Raw genomic sequence first — 19,008 nt, 5'->3', positions numbered from 1 at the left:
GGATTTGTAATTCTACATCCATTGCCCTGCTTACCTTCCAGAGTTTTTTCTTTTAATCCTTTTATTCAGAATACTCGGAAAGTGACAGAAGAGGGTTAGAAAAGATAAGTTTACATATTATATTGTGTGATTTTTGCGCGATTGAGTGGCGGTAAATAAAAAATTAAAGATTAAGAATATCACGTATAAATACTGGAAATCAAACGATCGTGTAATGTAAATGTATTAAAAATAGTTTTAATTGCCCGGATTTATATATGGAAAAAGATAAATCATTGAAACCGATTCGGGTGATTACTGTTGACGATCATGAAATCCTGCGGGGAGGTATTAAATTTCTCTTGCTGGCGTTTGATGACATGGAATTAGTGGGTGAAGCGCGTAATGGAGATGAGGCAGTACATTTGTGCGAACAGTTGCAGCCAGATGTGGTGCTGATGGATTTAATGATGGTGGGGATGAATGGGGCAGAAGCAACAAGAGCTATCCGCAAAAAATACCCAGAAATTCAAGTTTTAATTTTGACGAGTTTTCTAGCGAATGACTTGGTACAGCAAGCAATGCAAGCCGGAGCCATTGGCTACCTGCTCAAAGGTATCTCGATTGATGAGTTGGCGGATGCCATACGAGCCGCTGCGATCGGTCGGTCTATGTTGGCAGCAGAGGTGATTCAGGCTTTGCTGCAACCAAGCAAACCGTCATCTCAACTTGTCTACGAACTAAGCAAGCGACAGCAAGAAGTCTTAGCACTACTGGCTTTAGGATTGAGTAATGACGCGATCGCTCAACGCATGAAACTGAGTCCTTCTACCATCAGACATCATGTCAGCCAGGTATTAAATAAGTTAGGGGTAACGAACCGCACTGAGGCTGCAACTACAGCAGTGCGAGTTGGATGTGTTTAGTATTGGTGAATCAACTTAGTTACTTTTGAATATTTTATATTGCAAAGTTTTAAAATAATTGATTTTGACAAGAGTAGGCTAATTAATTTTTGCAAGTCAATGCATTAAAGGTGCAAGTCGATGCATTAAAGGTGCAAGTCGATACATCAAAGTTGCAGGTCAATGCATCAAAGTTGTAGGTCGATGCATTAAAGTTGTAGGTCGATGCATCAAAGTTGTAGGTCGATGCATTAAAGTTGCAGCCTGGTAGGGGGCAATAGCTCTCGGTTAAGGCAAGAGACGCGATAAATCAGGTCTTTGGTATCTGGTTCAAAAAACCAAGGAAAATAGAAAAACCCTCCAGATTATTGACATATCCAAAAATCTGAAGAGTTTGTGTTTGATTTTTCCAATTGTAGTAACTTTTATTTTTTTCAGGTGAAGCTAACTAGTAGTCCACCAGACCAACTTTGATAGATGCATAAGTTTGTAGTTAGGATTTTAGTCCTTAACTTGAGCGCTTTAGCGCTCACTAAAAACCAAGCATTGTTGCCTTGCCAGAGTAGTAGGCGGAAATAAAGCAACCATTTAAAATCAATGAAACACTTACGGTGTATTGATTTTGAATTTTGACACTTCGACTTTGCTCAGTGTTAACTTTGGAATTCCGCCTTGGGATACTAGTTTGTTTCCAATTTGAAAATATTCGCTGTCACTCCCAAACTTTCTTCAAAAAGCGACTCACGACCCCAGCGTTGTACCTGCTGACTCAGCAAAGCTTCCGCCTTTTGTTCTGAAAGTGAAGTCACCTGTTGAAACAGACCGGCAGATTGAGCGCCGCCGTGGGTTTCCATTCGCATACAACCACCAGTTTCCGAGCAAATTACTGTACCACAGTCTGCCTTCGGATTGGTCGAACTGAGGCGCAAAGCAATCAAGTCGCCAGCAATCTCACCCACATCAGCAAGGGGAACGCCCGCTAATTCGGTTTCTATTTCCCGTTGGTCTTGGGCAATAAAGTGAATGCGAGTGATGTCATAATCTCCGGTTTCCTTTTTATACGAAACTGGCTGCCATCCTAAACGACTTGCCAACCAACCCAAAAACAGCAGCGCTTGTGCGGGGTTGCCTTTTTCGTAATCAATAGTTACTCGGTCAACTTCCCGCAGGGCAGCCCGACGATGAGGTGAGTCGTAAGCTTCAGCTGTCAATTCCTGCCATGCTGAGAGGCGACGCCAGTTGAGGTCAGCTAGGGGAACACCACTGTCCACCAATTCTTGCAGGCGGAGTAAGTCACTTTCTGGCTCGTTAAAGCGGCAAGAATCTACAATCACATTATTGCAGACAGCTGACAGCCGTTTGAATAGAGTGTTGTTGGGGTCTGGCGTTGCTTTCCACCAGAGAAACTTTGGTAAGCCACCAATCAACAATTCTGGAATCATACCACCGATGCGTTCTAAGGCAGCAGCAGTTCCACTGAGAGTGATGTATTCGCAGCAAATTAGTGTGCTTGACGATTGCTTTTGGATGGGGCAATAGGCAGAAACCTGAGCCTTAACTCCTTCATCTTCGCCAGTAATCGGAAATAGCGCGATGATCCGGCAGGGGTTGCGGAGGGCGATTTCATCAGCAATTCTGGGGCTGGGGGCATTTAAGCTCGGAAGTTCAATAGAAGCATTGTCTCCCGCAGCGCCGTTTCCTTGACGTTTGATGAATTCTTCTCTCAAGATAGCCAGAGTTTCAGGTGTTGCTGTTCCAGTATCTGGTAGTGCATATTTTCTCTGCACTTGCCGCAAGGCAGCTACCATCTGAGGCCCTAAAATCCCGTCAAGCGGGCCGTTGTAAAATCCCAAAGTAGCCAAAAGATACTGGGTTTCTTCGGGTTCGTAAACCACTAAGGTAAATGTTGTGGCGCGAGTGGCAGCAGGAAGCCCACCATCCTCGCCAGTAATGCCGTAACTTTGCCAAATTTGATTAAGTTCCGCTTCTATTTCGTTAAGCGAAATATCTTTTGGCGCCTGAAGTGAATAAATTGTAGAAGCTTGGGGAGCCATAGTAGTTTTGAGTTGTCAGCTTTGTTTGGTGAATCAGTTAGCAGTTAGAAGTTAGGAGTTAAGAGTTGGGAGTTAGGAGTTAGGAGTTAGAATAACTGAATTATTAACTCAAAAACTCATAATTTATTACTCCTAACTATTAACTCATCACTCCTAACTTTCTAAAGTCTGCGCCAGCGACGGCCATCCTGGTTAATTAAGAATTCTGCTTCTGTTGGTTCCCAGGTTCCAGCTTCATATTGGGGAATAGTATTGGCGTCGGCGGGTGCATCCCAAACGGAAAGGGCTGGCGTTACTACCTGCCAAGCGGCTTCTACTTCATCCGCGCGGGTGAACAAAGTTTGATCGCCCATCATACAATCAAGGAATAAGCGATCGTAGGCATCAGATGTGGCTTGGATGCCAAAGGAACCATAACTAAAGTCCATGTCAACGGAACGAGTACGGAATTCTGCACCCGGCATTTTCACATCAAAACGCAGGGAAATACCTTCATTTGGCTGAATCCGCATCGTCAAAATATTGGCGTTTGTCTGTTGGGCGGCAGATTGGAACATCCGAGATGGAACTTCGCGGAAGTGAATGGCAATCTCGCTGACTTTTTTCGGCATCCGCTTCCCTGTACGCAGGTAGAAAGGAACACCTTTCCAGCGCCAGTTATCTACCAAAAACTTCATAGCGACGTAGGTCGGTGTGGTGGAGTTGGGAGCAACGCCTGGTTCTGTCCGATACCCTGGTACTGCTTGACCCTTCATCCAGCCAGCACTATACTGACCGCGTACTGCTGACCGCGACAGATTGTGAACATCAGCTAAACGAGTAGCTTGGAGTACCTTCACTTTTTCTGTGCGGATGCTATCGGCATCCATTGCGTTGGGTGCTTCCATTGCCGTTAGACAGTAAAGTTGCATTAAATGGTTTTGCAACATATCCCGTAGTGCGCCGGCACTTTCATAGTAACCAGCCCGGTCTTCCACTCCCACGGTTTCTGCCACGGTAATTTGCACGTGGTCAACAAATTGACGATTCCACAACGGTTCAAAAATCGCATTGGCAAAGCGAAACACCAGCAAATTCTGGACTGTTTCTTTACCCAAGTAGTGGTCAATGCGGTATACTTGGTTTTCTTTACAATATTTCTGTACCACTTGGTTAAGACTCTGAGCAGAAGCCAAGTCTCTACCAAAGGGTTTTTCAACTACTAGACGATGTTTGTAAGGATCTTCTAGCATCCCGGCGCTTCCTAGCTGCTTAATAGCTTCAGGAAAGAATGAAGGGGCAACCGAGAGGTAGAACATGCGATTACCTCGCGTGCCCCGTTTTTCGTCTAATTCACTCAATAAGTTTTTTAGTTTCTGGTAGCCTTCGGGGTTGTCTATATCCCCAGGGCTATAGAACAGACCTTGGGAAAAATCTTGCCATAGTTCCCCTAAATCGACATCGGCATGTGCTTCTTCCATGCCCTTTTGCATTTGTTCGCGGAAGTATTCGTGGCTCCATTCTCGACGTGCCACACCGACAATGGTCGTTTCTGGGGGAATACGCCGTTCTCGCCGCAATTTGTAAAGTGCTGGCACTAGTTTGCGCCAGGTGAGATCGCCAGAAGCGCCAAAAATGACTATAATCTGGGGTTCGGGCATCCCTTGTTGTTGCAGACCAACGCGTAAGGGATTTTCTAGCAGACTAACCATAGGAATTTTGGATTTTAGATTTGGTACTAGGATTGGGGAAAGGGAAAGGGGGAAAGGGGAAGGGGGAAAGGGGAAGAACTATACCTTTACCATTTACCCTTTAACCTTTTTCCCTCTTCTGTTCCCTACACTGGTGACAATACCTTGATCTTGTCTTCTAAAGAGTTCATCAAGGACTGGAAGGGCTGGATAAATTTGTCAATACCATCGACTAACAGTTCATCCATGACGTTATCGAGATCGATGTTGATGTCGGGATCTTTGAGGTTTTCGATCAGCGTGTAAGCATTATCTAAATCTGTTTCTAAGCGATCGCTTACGTTACAATGATCGGCACAAGCTTTAATGGTCGCTGGTGGTACGGTGTTGACGGTATCATGGCCGACCAACTCTTCGATATACATCACGTCTCTGTAGTTGGGGTCTTTGGTGCTAGTGCTAGCCCAAAGTAGCCGTTGTACTGTAGCCCCTTTTGCTGCCAAATCTTGCCAACGCTCGCTTCTAATGATTTTCTTGTATTCTTGATACGCAATCTTAGCGTTAGCGATCGCTACTTTCCCTTTAACAGCTCTTAGCTTTGCTTCCACAGCAATATCATCAACGCCTTTTTTCAACTTAGCATCAATCTTGCCATCAATGTTGCTATCGATCCGGCTGAGGAAGAAGCTAGCGACTGAAGCAATTTTACTAATGTCCTTACCTTCAGCCACCCGTTTTTCTAAGCCCCGAATATAAGCCATTGCTGTGTTTATATAGCTTTCTACAGAAAACAGCAGCGTAATATTAACATTCATCCCTTCGGATATTACCTGTTCTACTGCTGGCAAACCAGGTTCTGTACCAGGAATTTTAATCATCAGATTTTCCCGACCAATTTCTTGGAAATAGCGTCGGGCTTCGGTTATGGTTGCTTCAGTATCATGGGCAATGGTTGGTGGAACTTCAATACTCACATAACCATCTAGTCTATTCGAGGCTTCATAAACAGGGCGTAAAATATCACAGGCATTACGGATGTCTGCAAAAACTAGGGATTCGTAAATTTTGTCTATGGGTAAGTTAGCCCGAACTCCGGCTTCGATATCGGCATCATAAATAACGTTACCAGCGATCGCTTTTTCAAAGATCGCTGGGTTAGAAGTAATCCCAGAGATTCCTTGATTTTCAACCATGTCTTTGAGTTCACCTGATTGAATAATGTCACGGGTCAAATTATCCATCCAGATACTTTGACCGTATTGGTTAATTTCTAGTAGATGATTGGTAGACATAGCTAGTTTATTTCACTCCTGTATAGTGATGCTTCTAAGTAAATTTGGCAAAACGCATCAAATATTGATGGTTACTTTTGAATTGTGGCGTTGCCAATTACTTATTGCATCGGCCAGCTGAGATAATCCTTAATTGATCTTCAAAAAGCGCTATTTTGCATTCCCAATCCTAAATCACCATGATTAACGTTTAATTAATGGCAGATGAGAGTACGGCATGGAGGAAATAAGTCACTCTTATAAAACGTCTAAAACCCTTACGTAACAGTAATTACGAATTGTCTTCTAGTGTCCGTTTTGAATAAAAGACTCCACCTTTGCAACATCCTCTTTGCTACCAATAATTAAAGGCGTGCGCTGATGCAGTTTTTTTGGCACCACATCCAAGATATTTACCAGTCCTGTAGTAGCACGGCCACCTGCTTGCTCAATTAAAAAGGCGAGAGGAGCAGTTTCATAAAGCAAGCGTAATTTTCCTTCAGGGTTTTGAATTGTGCCTGGGTAGAGAAACACGCCGCCTTGAACCAAAATTCTATGGATGTCGCTCACCATTGCGCCGCTATAACGAGCGCTGTAGCCTTCTGTGCGGTGAACGTAGCGGATGTATTCTCGAATTGATTCTTCCCACTGCCAAAAGTTACCCTCGTTCACGCTGTAAACAGACCCGTGGTTAGGAATGCGGATATTTTCTTCTGTGAGAATAAACTCTCCTAAGCTGGGATCGAGAACAAAGGAATGAACGCCCTTACCTATAGTATAAACCAGCATTGTGCAAGGCCCATACAGGATATATCCGGCAGCAAGCTGCTTACGTCCGTTGGTGAGGAGGTCAGTTGCCTTACCATCGCTATCAGTTCCTTCTTGTTGGCGAATGGCGAAAATGGAACCTAAGCTGAGATTATTATCAGTGTTGGATGAGCCATCAATTGGGTCATACAGCAGGGTATAGCGCCCAATGGGGCAATTTTCCGGGATGTAATAGGGATTTTCCATTTCCTCAGACGCGAGGCGACAGACTAAGCCGCTTTGCTTAAACACTGAGATAAATACATCATTGGCATAGACATCCATCTTTTTGACGGATTCGCCTTGGACATTAACTTCCCCAGTAAATCCCAGAACGCCTTCCATTAAACCAGCGCGACTCATACGACGAGCCACCAGTTTTCCGGCCAGGGCGATGCGATTCATCAGCGCACTTAAATCCTGTGCATCTGGCGAAAAACTCTGAAGTTGTTGGAGGACGTGACGGGATAAAGTTGTACAGTCACGATCTAAGGCTCTGTCTGTAGCATCGTAGGCAGATAAGTCTAAAGATTCCGGCGCTTTAGTCATTTTTATGTTCTCCGCAGCCACTAGCTGTTAATTGGGTTTTAGTCATCTATAGCAACTTATAGTTGCTGCTTCTATCTTAGAAAGGTAATTTGATAACTTAGATGCGACTTTAGATAAACTAAAGAAATGAATCTTCAGTTACCCCTGCATCCAGAGCCTAGCTACTTCGACTGAACACGACTTTCTCAAGCGGGCGGGTATGCCTACACATCCTATCCACAAACTAAAATCCCCATATTTGCGGCAGGGACTATAGCTTTACTCTGAAACATTAATACGAAACTACTATCAGATTTGCCCAAGGCAAGCAATCTCCCTAGTTAACTAAGATACTTTTGGTTGCTGCCAGAGGATGAGGTTCAATTCAGAGCAGTAGTAAGCCTCATCACTGATTTGGTGTTCGTGGTCAGCTATCCAATCATAAATTTGTGTTGCTTTTGCTAATGCCACTTTTTCTGAACGATAAAGCTGAGGAGTAGGGCAGTAGGCTTGGCCATTGATGTGTATAGCTGCAATCTGCCAATAATCGCTCTCTGGTACAACTTCTAAAAACCCGTTACTGTAAGGCTGGATTATTCCTATATTCATCTAAAACCATCAAACTTTCTAATATTGGCCACAACAAAGCCGATACCAGCCAATTCTTCCGAGTCAAAGCTGGAATCACCAGGGAATGCAGTTGCAACCCCTGTTAATGATTTTGGGTTCGTAGTCAATGGAAATCTGAATTGTTGGTCACTTTTTAGGCTTGATTCCCTTATTGGCAGCAACAATAGCACAAGGCACCTCTTGCAAAAGTGCTTTTTGCACTCTCGTCGGAAAAGGGAAAAGGTTAAAGGGGAAGGGGAAAATACAAAACCTTTACCTTTCCCCCTTACCCTTTTCCCGACTTCTGCAAGAAGTCTAAGGGACTGGTCGGCGCGGCTACATTGTGATTGCCCAAACTCAGAGTGTGGCTGGATAGATGATAATCTGTAGAGCGAACCAGCAATTCGCAGTACTCACTCAAAATAATCGAACAAAAGGAGTAAATTTATCATGTCCCGTCTGCTAACAGCATTCCGGCAGCGATTCTTACGGAGTATCGCTTTTGCAATACTCTTAACTTTGATTAGTAGTTTAATACTTCCTGGGGCTACTTGGGCTGCTTCTAGCTTGGGAGTTGATAATGGTCATCTTAGTTCTTGTCCGGCTTCAGACAACTGTGTTGTCAGTCAAAACGCAGATGAAAAACACGCTATCGACCCGATTGCTTATCATGTAGACCGCAATGCAGCTAGAGAAATCTTACTAAAAGTTATCGGTGTTGTTCCGCGTACAGAAATTGTAGAACAAACAGATAATTACATCCACGCTCTTTCTAAAAGCCGTATTTTCCAATTTGTTGATGATGTAGAATTTTATTTACCTCCTAATGAGTCAGTAATTCATCTGCGATCGGCTTCTCGCGTAGGAGAATCCGATCTTGGTGTCAACCGCAGACGAGTCGAGCAAATTCGTCTGGCTCTACGCGATTTAAACATTTGATTTTGTTGCTACTTGTTCTTATTTAACTGATAGAAGTGCGATCGCAATCCCATTTAAAAATTTATACTTAGTGGAGAAATGTCAGACTATCTGCAATGATTGTGCTTTCCATGCTTTAGTAGAAGAAGCGATAACGTGCATTCACCCTGACGAATTTGGGGTTAATTGTTCTACGGTCATTTTCTGCAATTCATTTGAGCCAGCACTTATAATTGACAGTCCTTGCGTGACATACGGCAATGATGAAGAATAACTTCAATTGCGTAGGCGCAGCAAGTAAGGCTTTGTCATTTTAACTTACGTTGCTATTTAGTATTAGTAAATTATGTTAATATAAAGAGCCTTGGGCGATTAGCACAGTGGTAGCGCACATCCTTCACACGGATGGGGTCACTGGTTCAAATCCAGTATCGCCCATTTATTTATTGTACATTCGCAAATTATATGTGTAATTTCAAGCATAAGTTTGCCGCAACGGCAACATTATGCTTGAAAACTCCTGCGGCAAACTTATGCTTGAAAAAGTGGATATTGAATCAAACCATGTTTTCACCCGATTGAGTTCTAAATCTGCCTATCCAGGAAAATTACTTTGTGCTTGCTGCAATGTAGCACGGACTCCTTTGTATCTTAAGTATCCAGGCTTAGTCATTGACTTAGATACAAGCTTTTCTGTAGGATATACTCCCTTGTTGCACAGTATGACTGCAATTTCTTGAACTTCTTTGCAAGACAGTTCTATATTTTTCAAACGTAATGCTTTGCGGTAATTAAGGTATTTGGCGGAAATATCACGGCATAATTCCGGAAAATGTTGAAAAATGGTTCTTCTATCGTATCCAAGACGTTGAGCAACTTCTTTCATTGTTAATGGTGGGATCTCGTCATTTGCAAGCACGGCTACTAAAGCATCTTGCACTTGCTCGTAGTCAAATGATTTCGGGGATATTCTTGTCCTACGCGATCGCTGTTGAGACGGGTTTAAGATTGTCTTAATCAAATTACCAATATCTTCTGATGTTAGAAAATCTAATAAGCTTACTCCGAGAAAGTGGCAGATTTTTAGAAGGAGATCAACTTGCGGTAAAGCTTTCCCTTTTTGCCACATCCATACTGTATTTTTTGGTAGTTCAACTAGGCTAGCAAAAGCAGCTATATTACCATCCGTTACTATCTCTATAGCTCTACCAAGAGATTTGGCAATGTTTTCTTTTGGTGGTGCAGATGCCAAATATGGAGTACTAGCAATTAATTCTCCAATGACCTGTGCTACCCAAGTTTCCCACTGCAACTCCTTTTTAGACAAATATTTGCTGTCAGGAGATTCAATATATGAAGTGGTAGATGAATTTTTACCCAACCATCCACCACAATTTGAGCAGTATCCTGGTTGAGTTTTCCAAGTCAGGAGTGATATTTTTTGCTGACAGTTAGGACACCGCTCACAAAGGAATTTATTATGCTGAGGACAAAATTTAACTATACTTATTGTCCAAAGCAAAGGGTCATAAATTTCTTTTTGCAATAAATTCCACTCTTGATAACAAACTGAACACCAGCTTTTATTATCTCGAAACAACTCTTTTGGTAGAATAACATCTGCCCAAAAAAGCAAGGTAAGAAACTGTAAGTTTTTTTGCAAAGTTAGTTTTTCAAGTGCTTGCACAAAATCCTTAGCCATAATTCCTGTGCCGTTTAAAGCTGTAGCACGGTTAAACAAAGCACGTAAACCCATGCCAGCGCTGGTTTTAACATATACTTTTTCTATTAACGGCGCAAGTTCTCTGGAAATTAACACCCCCAGAAATACATTGTGAGATTTTGCCAGACGAGAAACATAGCTTGTTAAACTTTCCACCAATGGAGACCCAACACCTACTGGATTTAGATGATGAAGGCAACTACGTTCTGGAATTATTGGTTTCTCTAAATCCCACAATTCATGAATACTCTGTGGCTCAGGTATCATATAACTCTACTCTGAATAAACTATAAATTTATTATTTTACTTCTTCTTAAATAATTGTTATGTTATACATCATTTGTTTATTAGCCAATTTCTATAAGTAAATATTCTTAAGTATCTATATTAGTTACTTGTTAAGGAAAATTAGCTCAAATTGATAATAAATTTTACTACTAACAAAACAAATTATTAGAGCGCATAATAAAGTTTTTTAGCATTAACAAGTATTAATAATATGTATTTGTAATAATTTATATATAGTATAAATTGAAAAATGTTATATTTTTATAAATTCATTCCTCGTAACCTAGTTCATGTCTCATTTCATATAATGTAGATACAACTATTGGATTTAGCAAAATCAATGGTTGTATTAAACATTTCTTTACAGCGTTTAGATTCGGATTAATTCCTCTTTCATGAAGTATCAAAACAGCGCAGCGCACTTGTTCACAATGTTTTTCTACCCGTTGAATTGCTCGTAAATGACGGTACTGAAAAGCTCTTTTTACAATCATCTGGCATAAATCAGGACAAGCTTTATATAAAACTGAATAGCTTAACTTTATTCGTGTAACAACTAGTTCTAATGTTGGTGGTGGATATTCATTTTTACCTATTTCTGCTAAAACTAAACTGCGTACTCTTTGCTGTTTAATGCATTTACAGTATTGGCTATAATAACTAGATACTTGATAAGATAAATCTGAAAAATACTCATAAAATATTTGATTTCTTGTTAATCCTAAACGTTCTCTTAGCATTTTCAATGAAGGTGGAGGATACTCATGCAAAGCTCCTTTTAAAGCTTGTTCAATTAAATTCAGATCATTTAAAAATTGCTTTTCTCTATCTAAAATAATCAAATTTTTCTCAGCTTTATCCTGAAGTGTTTCATTTACTAAACTTTCTTCGTTGTTGGCAACATTATTACTCCCTAGAATAGTTAAGGGTACAGTGAATAAAACGAGTAATGATACATTAGAAAAATAACAAATTTGTAAAAGGGTATGTAAGTTGGGAATTTGCCCTCCATTACACCATCTTTTTACAGAACCCTCACTCTTGCCAAGCAATTTAGCAAAGGTCTTTTTATTACCTTTTGTAGCTTTATCAATACATATAGCTATTAATGTTTTAATTCTATTTCTAGTAAGAATAGATGAAAAAAAAGGTGCTTTTTTTAGCAAATCTCCAACATTATCAAATACCCATATTTGCCACTTTACTTCCTCTTTTGATACATTTTGATTAGCAAGAGATTCATTAAATTTATAACTTCCTAGCCATTGGCTGCATTTTGAGCAGTAACCAGGGCGATAATTCGCATCAAGAAAGGGATTTGTTTTATGACACTTAGGACAGTGAGTCTGTAGTATTTGACAATGGTAGGGGCAAATAGTAAATACTTTTAAAGTCCAAATTAAAGGATCGTATATGCATGATGTACGCCAATTCTGATAACATACTGGACACCAAGCTTTGCATTCTCGGAATAAATACTTATTTGGTATAACTTCAGAGAAAGTAAGCATAGTTAAAAAATGTAAGTTTTTTCTTCCTATTAGACTTTGAAGTTTTTCTATAAAAAATTTTGTTTCTTTTCCAGTACCGCTCCATAATTTTAAACAACGAATGATCTTTTTAAAACCAGTGGAACTCAATTTGATAGGCAAAGATTTTTGCATATATTTAACTTTTTCGCAAGGTATAATTTCATGAGTAATTAATTTTCCTGTAGTAACAGAATGAGCTTCAGCAAGCCTAGCTACATAACTTGCTAGGCTCTCTACATAAGGTGTTCCTATACTTATTGGCTGTAAACAGAATAAATGGGTTCGCGGTGGGAAGATTGGCTTTTCTAAATCCCATAGCTCATCAATAATATTTAAACTAACTGTCATAAGAATTGACTCCTACTTGATCTCGCTGTGGTTTGCGCTCACCTACACCTCGATGAGTTGATTTTGAGGCAGTAGCTCGGTTTTGTTGTGAAGTAAAAGTATCAGAACCTTCATTATTTATGAACGATTCTGTAAAACGTTTCTCGCCAGCTTTTGCCTCTTCGCAGATTTGTTTACGTCGTACTAAAGATAATTCAGCTTGTTGCAGATGGTTTTTTGTTAAAGTATTTTCATTTTTTTCAATAGCAATATTGAGAGCACGAATCAACCAGCTTTTAAGAATTCCAACACAGCCTAGGGAGTAATCAAGAAGATAATCAGAATGCTTTTCAAGCTGCGGTTCATTAAGGACTGGAAGATGACGTTGAAAAGTTTGTATAATCCTACTGTACTCAGTAATATCTTGTTCTAACTCTTTGTGATAACGACTAAGATGAATATCTTGGCTACGTCTGCCCACCTGTCCATTGATCGTAGAACAGTTTAGTAATTCATATGTTCCAAATAAAATATGTACTGTCTTTGTGAGATTAGCAATGGACTTAATCCAGTTCATTTGGTTCAATAACTGATGAGCACCTGCCGTTGCAAATAAGTGTTGAGCCTCATCTATTGTAAAGGCTCTCAATTGCCGATTGAGAAAAACTTTTTCCATTGCTCGACGTAATGCTTGCGAGTTATTGCCTGAAATTTTTATCGGTTGTCCATTATTATCTTTGGAAGCGCTAATATCATAGACAACTTTATAACTAATTAATACTTCATTAAGAACTTCTAAAACACGTATGTAATAATCTTGGTGGTTAAATTTTCCCTGTGCTGGAGAAGCTACCTCTACACCTGCCACAGCAATCTGGCCGGGATTCAAGAACAAATCTTCTAAGAATAATTCTAACAAAATTTTTTCGAGTCGTAACCTTAAGGTAGTTTTACCAACTCCAGTTACACCAAAAATGAGAAACAATGATGTATCGGCTGGCTCTAAAATATTTGTTATTAGTTGAGCCAATATTTCTTTCAAATTTCTATGAGGGACAGTAATATCTTTAAAGTATTTCAACTTGACTGAGGATGGTTTTTCCAAAAGTTCTAAGGCGAATGGGCGCTGATTTGTCATTGCCATAGCTCCCTATCATCATATGGCTTGATATAGGGCAAATTATTGTTTTTTATATCCACAGAATTAGTACCAGTAAAATTATTATCTGGCAAATCATTCCTGTCTTTTAATTCGTCGCTTTTAGAGAGAGAGGTTGTGTAAGCTGGCTTGTTTTCGATTAAGTCACGAACACCTTTAGCCGCTAAATCGCGTTGGCGTTGTAGTAACAGTTCCTCATGTGCCTCTGCATCTTTTAAAAGATGAGCTATTTCCTCAACTTTAGATCCTATTTTTTTCCCATGAATCTGTCTCTTTCGCGTTGAGATCATAGTGGCAATCATGACTTCGCGTTCTGAGTGGCCTTGAAATCTGTTGTAATGCTTGGAAATACAACGTACCCAATGTCCTTGAACATAGGCATAAGCAGTTGCATAATCAAAGGGGTCATAACGTACTGGCACTTGCTTACCTTCGATATCTGGTCGGAGAAAGGAATCATCTATAGACCAGTAATCTTGGTAATTAATTCTCACTCCGGTAGCAGGTTGAACTTTTGCTGTCCCTTTAGGTACTGATGGTAGAGTCAAAATACGGAATTGCTCGTCATAAATTATTTTCTGATGAGGGCGAGAGCCACTATGTGCGAGTCCCGCAGCAAAGGCTTCAAAGGGAGAAAACCCTTCTAGTGCTGGATGCTTCTTTTGTTCGTAAACACTGTAACAATACCCATTAGCAAAGTATTCATAAAATTCATCAAGTGTCCAGACTGCTAGATTTTTGGGGTTATTTGCCTTTTTAACTAGACGAATATGCTTCGTAATCTGGGTGTTACCTCTTAAGTTATTGATGAATTGTGTATTATTTGTACCAAACCAGCGCTCAATGATGGAACTAAACTTGGGCATATCTGGGGGCCGGTGCTTTTTACAGCATTCAAACCGAGCTAAAAGAGTATCAAAGTAAATGCTCTTAAATTCTTTGCCGTTATCAACCACTATAGTTTCAGGAAAGCGTCCGAAGCGCTGTACACATATTCGCATTACCATCATGCAGGAACGGTAGCTAGGTGCGTCAAAAGTGATGTAAACAGCTAAGATGCGCCGAGTGTAGGCATCAATCATTGCCGTTACCCAAGGCCTACCAAGCTTCATATCTGTGTATCCACACACAATTTCAATATCAAGCAATGTATGGTCGATATGTACAATCTCGAAGGGGCGATCGCCGTGGCGAGGTGTACTAAACTCCAGTTTGAAAGGCGGTAATTTTTGATTAGCAGCGCGAGAACCCTCTCGATTTTTAGTTTGTTTGTAACCCGAATGCTGTTTAACCCTTTCATAAAAAGTAGTATGGCTGGGAATAGGTTCTAAAATTCCTTCTTCTTCCCACTGATCTTTCAAGTGTTCGTAGGTGGCCCAGACATTTTTCTGTTTAAAGGTTTCATATTCTTCTTTAATAATCTTGTCGATGAATTCCCAGGTGTCACTTGAGTATCTGGAAATAGAATTTCCTTTTTTTTGGTCAATAAGCCCAATCAAGCCGCAGCCGTACTTCTCCTTAGCTTTTTTGAACTTGGCTTTCCAGTCTCTAATTGTGCGTTCGGATATGCTTGATACTTCAATTGTGTCTCCACGCAGGTAAGAAACAATTGATTGATAGCGTTTGTTGGCTTTGCTCAAAGTTTCTGGAGAAGCTTGGAGAAAGTATTCCCATCCGGTGGAATTAATGCTGGGTTGTTCTTGTAGTTGTGAAGCAATTCCTTTTATCTCACCATGCTCAACAAGCTTGTGAAATTCGGCATGAGCTAGCGAAACTAAGACATCATCTCCACTCAACCAAATTTTTGTTTCCCCCATTGTCTTAATGGTGAAAACTTTACTATCCCAAATAATTGATAGACCTACCTGCACATCAATAACTTGCAAGCTATGCGTGACTGTATTAGAACGAGAATGAACTGCTATGGCGTAAGCTTCAGCCGTTACTTTATCCCGAAATATATGAACTCGTTCTTGCTCTATTAAAGGAGTAGCTGAGAGGTCAATATAAATATTATTAGTTGCAATTAGTGCATTAATATCATCAACGCTAGCAACCTTAGCTTCTTCTCGTAGTTGATCAAAGGTGATTCCTGGGTTTAAAGTAACAACAGCAATAATTATATTAGCAATTTCATCACTTACTATATATTGTTTATCAAGATATCCTCTTAAATACTGAATATTGCGGTATTTAATCCAATCGATTTCTATATTTGAGCGAAGACGGTAATAGACACCTAGCTTTTGTGCATATTCTTCAGCAGGTGGACTATGCCATAAATCATCATCTGTTCGAGAATAGCGGTTAGACTGTTTAATAGCAAGATTTTCCAATGTAATCTCTGGTTTCCATTCTTCAAAACCAACTGAATTTTTTCGGATAACAAAAAAATCTGGGATGTGGGCAGTCGTAATATTTTTTCCACTATTAGCTTTGTATTTTATAGGAAATTGAAATGCCTGATCCCAATATTCATAAACATCATCATCGTACTCATAAAATAATTTAATTGCTATAAGTTCAACTTGATGTGACTCAAATTGGATCGTTCTACCCATCTTTAGACTGGGATAGTTTCCAGAGATATTTCTAGCATTACCCTTAACTTTCCGTAATGGTTCAGATGAGCGTATAGTTTCTATTACCTTTTGAGCTTGGTGTGATATGCCTAATTTTAGATAAAAGTTTTTTAACTCTTTTAGATCAAGCATTATTGTTTATGCTAAATACATCTTGCAATTATTTTTATATGTTTATTTTTTATCTTAGTCAAAAGAAATACATATTTTTTTACAAACAATGAAAATTAGCTGCTGGAGATAATTATTCAATTAAAAATCCAAAATGATTTGTGATTATGTTTTCATTTAACTTTAAAAAATAAATACCATATAAAACTTTTTACTATATTGCTGTACGGTAAGTACCAAATTTCTGGATATCCAGAAATTAAAATTTATAGTAAACACATCTGAGGTATAAAAATCCTTAAATAGCAAGGTTTACAGCGTTTCATGATTTAGGATATTTCTGAAGAAATATCCTTATCTAGTAAGGTTGTCAAAAACTGTGTCCGTTTGGACTGTAATAGAACCTAAAATTAAAAGCAGTGTGTAATGTTTTCGATCTTTAACTTATTTATAGAAAATCAAGGTTAAAAATATTTATTAGAAATGCCCATCTGTCACAAACTTATAAAAAAGCCGCTTAAGATCAGCTATTTAATTTTATCCAGTTATAATTATTGCTTAATTACAGGTTAATTAATGCCTAGATCGAAGTACTAGTGCATTTTTTCAATTAATTGGAGAAATTCCCTAACCACTTCATGGGGTTTCTCCTCACAGCTTTTAGCATCAAAGCGCTGAATTACTCTGATGCCATGATGCTGAAAAAAGCGTTCTCGCTCTTGTTCGTCTACTCGTGTCAATGGAGTGTGGTAGGGGCCATCAACTTCCATAAGGCCCCATTTACCGTGATGGCAAACTAGAAAGTCAGGTTCTAGATTACGTCTACCTGTTGGCGTATTGAGCCGAGTTAGGCAAAGGGGTAAAAAGAGAACACCAGCCTCATCAAGCGCTTTTGCAATTTCTATTTCGTTCTTCGAGCGAAACCTTAGCCCTTCCCAATGGTAAATTCGCCAATTTGGATTGAACGGAATACCTTGGTTATTAACAAATTTTCCAGGTATTTTTGCTCCATCCAATATTGCGCCACACAAGTTAGCCCCATTAAGTTTTGCACCAGAAAGGTCTGCCCCTCTCAAATCAGCGCCTGCTAAGTTGGCGTTAGTCAAATTTGCATTCACAAAATCTGCTTCTCTCAAATCAGCGCCCTGAAAAAATGCTCCTCTCAAGTCTGCGGCTCTGAAACACGCCTCTGTGAGTAAGGCCCCTTTAAAAGATGCTTCCGTCAGCTTACATTGAGATAAAACAGCTTTCTGTAAATTCGCACCATCTAGACAGGCTTTGCTCATATTTCCGCCATACCAGTCTACTCCGCTTAGGTCTTTTCCTTGAAGCTGCGCTCCAGGTAAACATACTCTCCAAAATTCTCTTTCATCTATGTCTAGAAGTTTTGCTACAAGTTCACTAGGATTAGAAAGCATAAAAAACTTTAATCTTTAATTTCTCTGTTGTTTTAAGAGGATTCACAGTAAATCCCTCTTCAACTAGGATTAAACAATAGCCATCCTAATAAAGAATGGCTAGTAAAAAAATATCAGAATTATATTGACATTTAGATTAAAATATGAGTCTACTTTCCTCACTTGACCTAGCTTTGGGAGTTAGTTGTTTGAGAGTCTTGCTGAGTTTGGCTTGAGGAACAAAGCTTGTTCAAGAGATTAGGAGGAATCTGTTCAAAATGCTCTAGCAAGAAATCCATTAAAGCAAGATTACGTAAGTCTAGTGTTAGCGGAGGCCGATAGTTGTGACCTCTTCTAAACCAGCGTTGCACCGTAGGAAGCGATCGCGAACAAATCAAGGCAAGTATTTCGTAGTTTACCTGCCACTTGGAGTAAAACTGCCGAGGAGTCATTCCTAGTTCACAGTTGGCGTAGAGTTGAATTAGTTGTTGCTCTCGCTCTGTTAAAGGACGAGCATTTTTCATAGACCTTTTTCTGATGCTAAAGGCTCCAAGTCTTCTTCCCAAGCAGTGTCTGCAACTGTCCAGGCTGCGCTGGGGCTATCTTTAGCTAACCAAATTAGGTAGCGCCACATCCAACAGCAGCGATGAGGTGCAAAGCTGTAGAATCTCCCGATCGCAATCCCCCAATCTGTGCGATCATCAGACGAAACCCACCGTAGTTTGTCGCCGTACAAAAAGCGAGGTGTTTCGACGTTTGGGAAATGGCTTGGTAACTCAATCGACGGCGGCGGAATTTTGACATTAATTTGGCTCAACAGTGAATCTGATTTGCCTTGCTGAATGGCACTTAAATAACTGACAATTAGATTATCTTCGAGGCTATGAGTTAGCCTTTGGATGAGTATGGCTACTAGGTTCTCTAGCTCTTGTTTCTCCACCAAGTATGCTGCATCAAAATCTGGATCGGAAAAATTGCTTAACCGTGATAGTAGCTCTGTAATGCCAAAGTCATCTAAAGCCTGTTGATAAGTATCTAAGCGATCGCGTTGAGCGCTCACAGGTTTTACCATAGATAAAATCTCCTTGAATGGGGAAACCATAAGCCAGCGTCAGCCGTGGAAAGTTGGGCGCTGGCTTTTGGTATTT

General features: G+C 40.0%; 15 protein-coding genes and 1 tRNA gene. 3 read left to right on the top strand and 13 right to left on the bottom strand.

Annotated features, from left to right (window positions below; genetic code table 11):
- Positions 1 to 257 precede the first annotated feature (257 nt).
- The gene (locus V7K53_RS24800; protein WP_335200188.1) at positions 258 to 905 is read left to right on the top strand and encodes a response regulator transcription factor; all 648 of its coding nucleotides are present in this window, start codon (positions 258 to 260) and stop codon (positions 903 to 905) included.
- Positions 906 to 1,564: 659 nt separating this feature from the next.
- On the opposite strand, the gene opcA is transcribed toward V7K53_RS24800, so the two are convergent.
- The 6 genes from opcA to V7K53_RS24770 all read right to left on the bottom strand — a co-directional run bounded on the left by opcA (position 1,565) and on the right by V7K53_RS24770 (position 7,951).
- Entirely contained in the window at positions 1,565 to 2,938 is a 1,374-nt protein-coding gene (gene opcA, locus V7K53_RS24795) for a glucose-6-phosphate dehydrogenase assembly protein OpcA (protein WP_335200187.1), read from the bottom strand.
- A gap of 161 nt (positions 2,939 to 3,099) precedes the next feature.
- Positions 3,100 to 4,629 (bottom strand): glucose-6-phosphate dehydrogenase, encoded by a 1,530-nt coding sequence (zwf, locus tag V7K53_RS24790; protein ID WP_335200186.1) that lies wholly within the window; start codon positions 4,627 to 4,629, stop codon positions 3,100 to 3,102.
- A gap of 125 nt (positions 4,630 to 4,754) precedes the next feature.
- A complete protein-coding gene (gene tal, locus V7K53_RS24785; RefSeq protein WP_335200185.1) occupies positions 4,755 to 5,900 on the bottom strand; it encodes a transaldolase in 1,146 nt (381 codons plus the stop codon).
- A gap of 285 nt (positions 5,901 to 6,185) precedes the next feature.
- On the bottom strand, positions 6,186 to 7,235 hold the full coding sequence (fbp, locus tag V7K53_RS24780) for a class 1 fructose-bisphosphatase (RefSeq protein ID WP_094347243.1): 1,050 nt from the start codon (positions 7,233 to 7,235) through the stop codon (positions 6,186 to 6,188).
- Between the two features lie 324 nt (positions 7,236 to 7,559).
- Positions 7,560 to 7,823, bottom strand: a complete 264-nt coding sequence (locus tag V7K53_RS24775; RefSeq protein ID WP_335200184.1) for a hypothetical protein — start codon at positions 7,821 to 7,823, stop codon at positions 7,560 to 7,562.
- Positions 7,820 to 7,951: a hypothetical protein gene (locus V7K53_RS24770; protein WP_335200183.1), complete on the bottom strand. Its 132-nt coding sequence runs from the start codon at positions 7,949 to 7,951 to the stop codon at positions 7,820 to 7,822. Before V7K53_RS24770 ends, V7K53_RS24775 begins: the two co-directional genes overlap by 4 nt.
- Positions 7,952 to 8,273: 322 nt before the next feature.
- Between V7K53_RS24770 and V7K53_RS24765 the strand changes: the two genes are divergently transcribed.
- Positions 8,274 to 8,762, top strand: a complete 489-nt coding sequence (locus V7K53_RS24765) for a DUF1499 domain-containing protein (RefSeq protein ID WP_335200182.1) — start codon at positions 8,274 to 8,276, stop codon at positions 8,760 to 8,762.
- A 345-nt stretch (positions 8,763 to 9,107) separates the two neighbouring features.
- A tRNA-Val gene (locus V7K53_RS24760) sits at positions 9,108 to 9,179 on the top strand.
- A 157-nt stretch (positions 9,180 to 9,336) separates the two neighbouring features.
- Here V7K53_RS24760 and V7K53_RS24755 read toward each other — a convergent pair.
- The 7 genes from V7K53_RS24755 to V7K53_RS24725 form a co-directional block, all read right to left on the bottom strand.
- Positions 9,337 to 10,731: a TniQ family protein gene (locus tag V7K53_RS24755; protein WP_335200181.1), complete on the bottom strand. Its 1,395-nt coding sequence runs from the start codon at positions 10,729 to 10,731 to the stop codon at positions 9,337 to 9,339.
- 290 nt (positions 10,732 to 11,021) lie between these two features.
- Positions 11,022 to 12,632, bottom strand: a complete 1,611-nt coding sequence (locus V7K53_RS24750; protein ID WP_335200180.1) for a TniQ family protein — start codon at positions 12,630 to 12,632, stop codon at positions 11,022 to 11,024.
- The gene (locus tag V7K53_RS24745; RefSeq protein WP_335200179.1) at positions 12,622 to 13,749 is read right to left on the bottom strand and encodes an ATP-binding protein; all 1,128 of its coding nucleotides are present in this window, start codon (positions 13,747 to 13,749) and stop codon (positions 12,622 to 12,624) included. The genes V7K53_RS24750 and V7K53_RS24745 overlap by 11 nt, the downstream gene beginning before the upstream one ends.
- Positions 13,746 to 16,484: a DDE-type integrase/transposase/recombinase gene (locus V7K53_RS24740; protein ID WP_335200177.1), complete on the bottom strand. Its 2,739-nt coding sequence runs from the start codon at positions 16,482 to 16,484 to the stop codon at positions 13,746 to 13,748. The genes V7K53_RS24745 and V7K53_RS24740 overlap by 4 nt, the downstream gene beginning before the upstream one ends.
- Positions 16,485 to 17,056: 572 nt before the next feature.
- On the bottom strand, positions 17,057 to 17,881 hold the full coding sequence (locus tag V7K53_RS24735) for a pentapeptide repeat-containing protein (protein WP_335200176.1): 825 nt from the start codon (positions 17,879 to 17,881) through the stop codon (positions 17,057 to 17,059).
- Between the two features lie 167 nt (positions 17,882 to 18,048).
- Positions 18,049 to 18,384 carry a helix-turn-helix domain-containing protein gene (locus tag V7K53_RS24730; RefSeq protein ID WP_335093533.1) on the bottom strand — a complete coding sequence of 112 codons (336 nt, stop codon included), beginning with the start codon at positions 18,382 to 18,384 and terminating at the stop codon, positions 18,049 to 18,051.
- Entirely contained in the window at positions 18,381 to 18,932 is a 552-nt protein-coding gene (locus tag V7K53_RS24725; RefSeq protein ID WP_335200175.1) for a hypothetical protein, read from the bottom strand. Before V7K53_RS24725 ends, V7K53_RS24730 begins: the two co-directional genes overlap by 4 nt.
- Positions 18,933 to 19,008 lie beyond the last annotated feature (76 nt).

It is taken from the genome of Nostoc sp., from assembly GCF_036917355.1.
Lineage (GTDB): Bacteria > Cyanobacteriota > Cyanobacteriia > Cyanobacteriales > Nostocaceae > Nostoc.
This window is presented reverse-complemented; position numbering and strand designations above follow the sequence as displayed.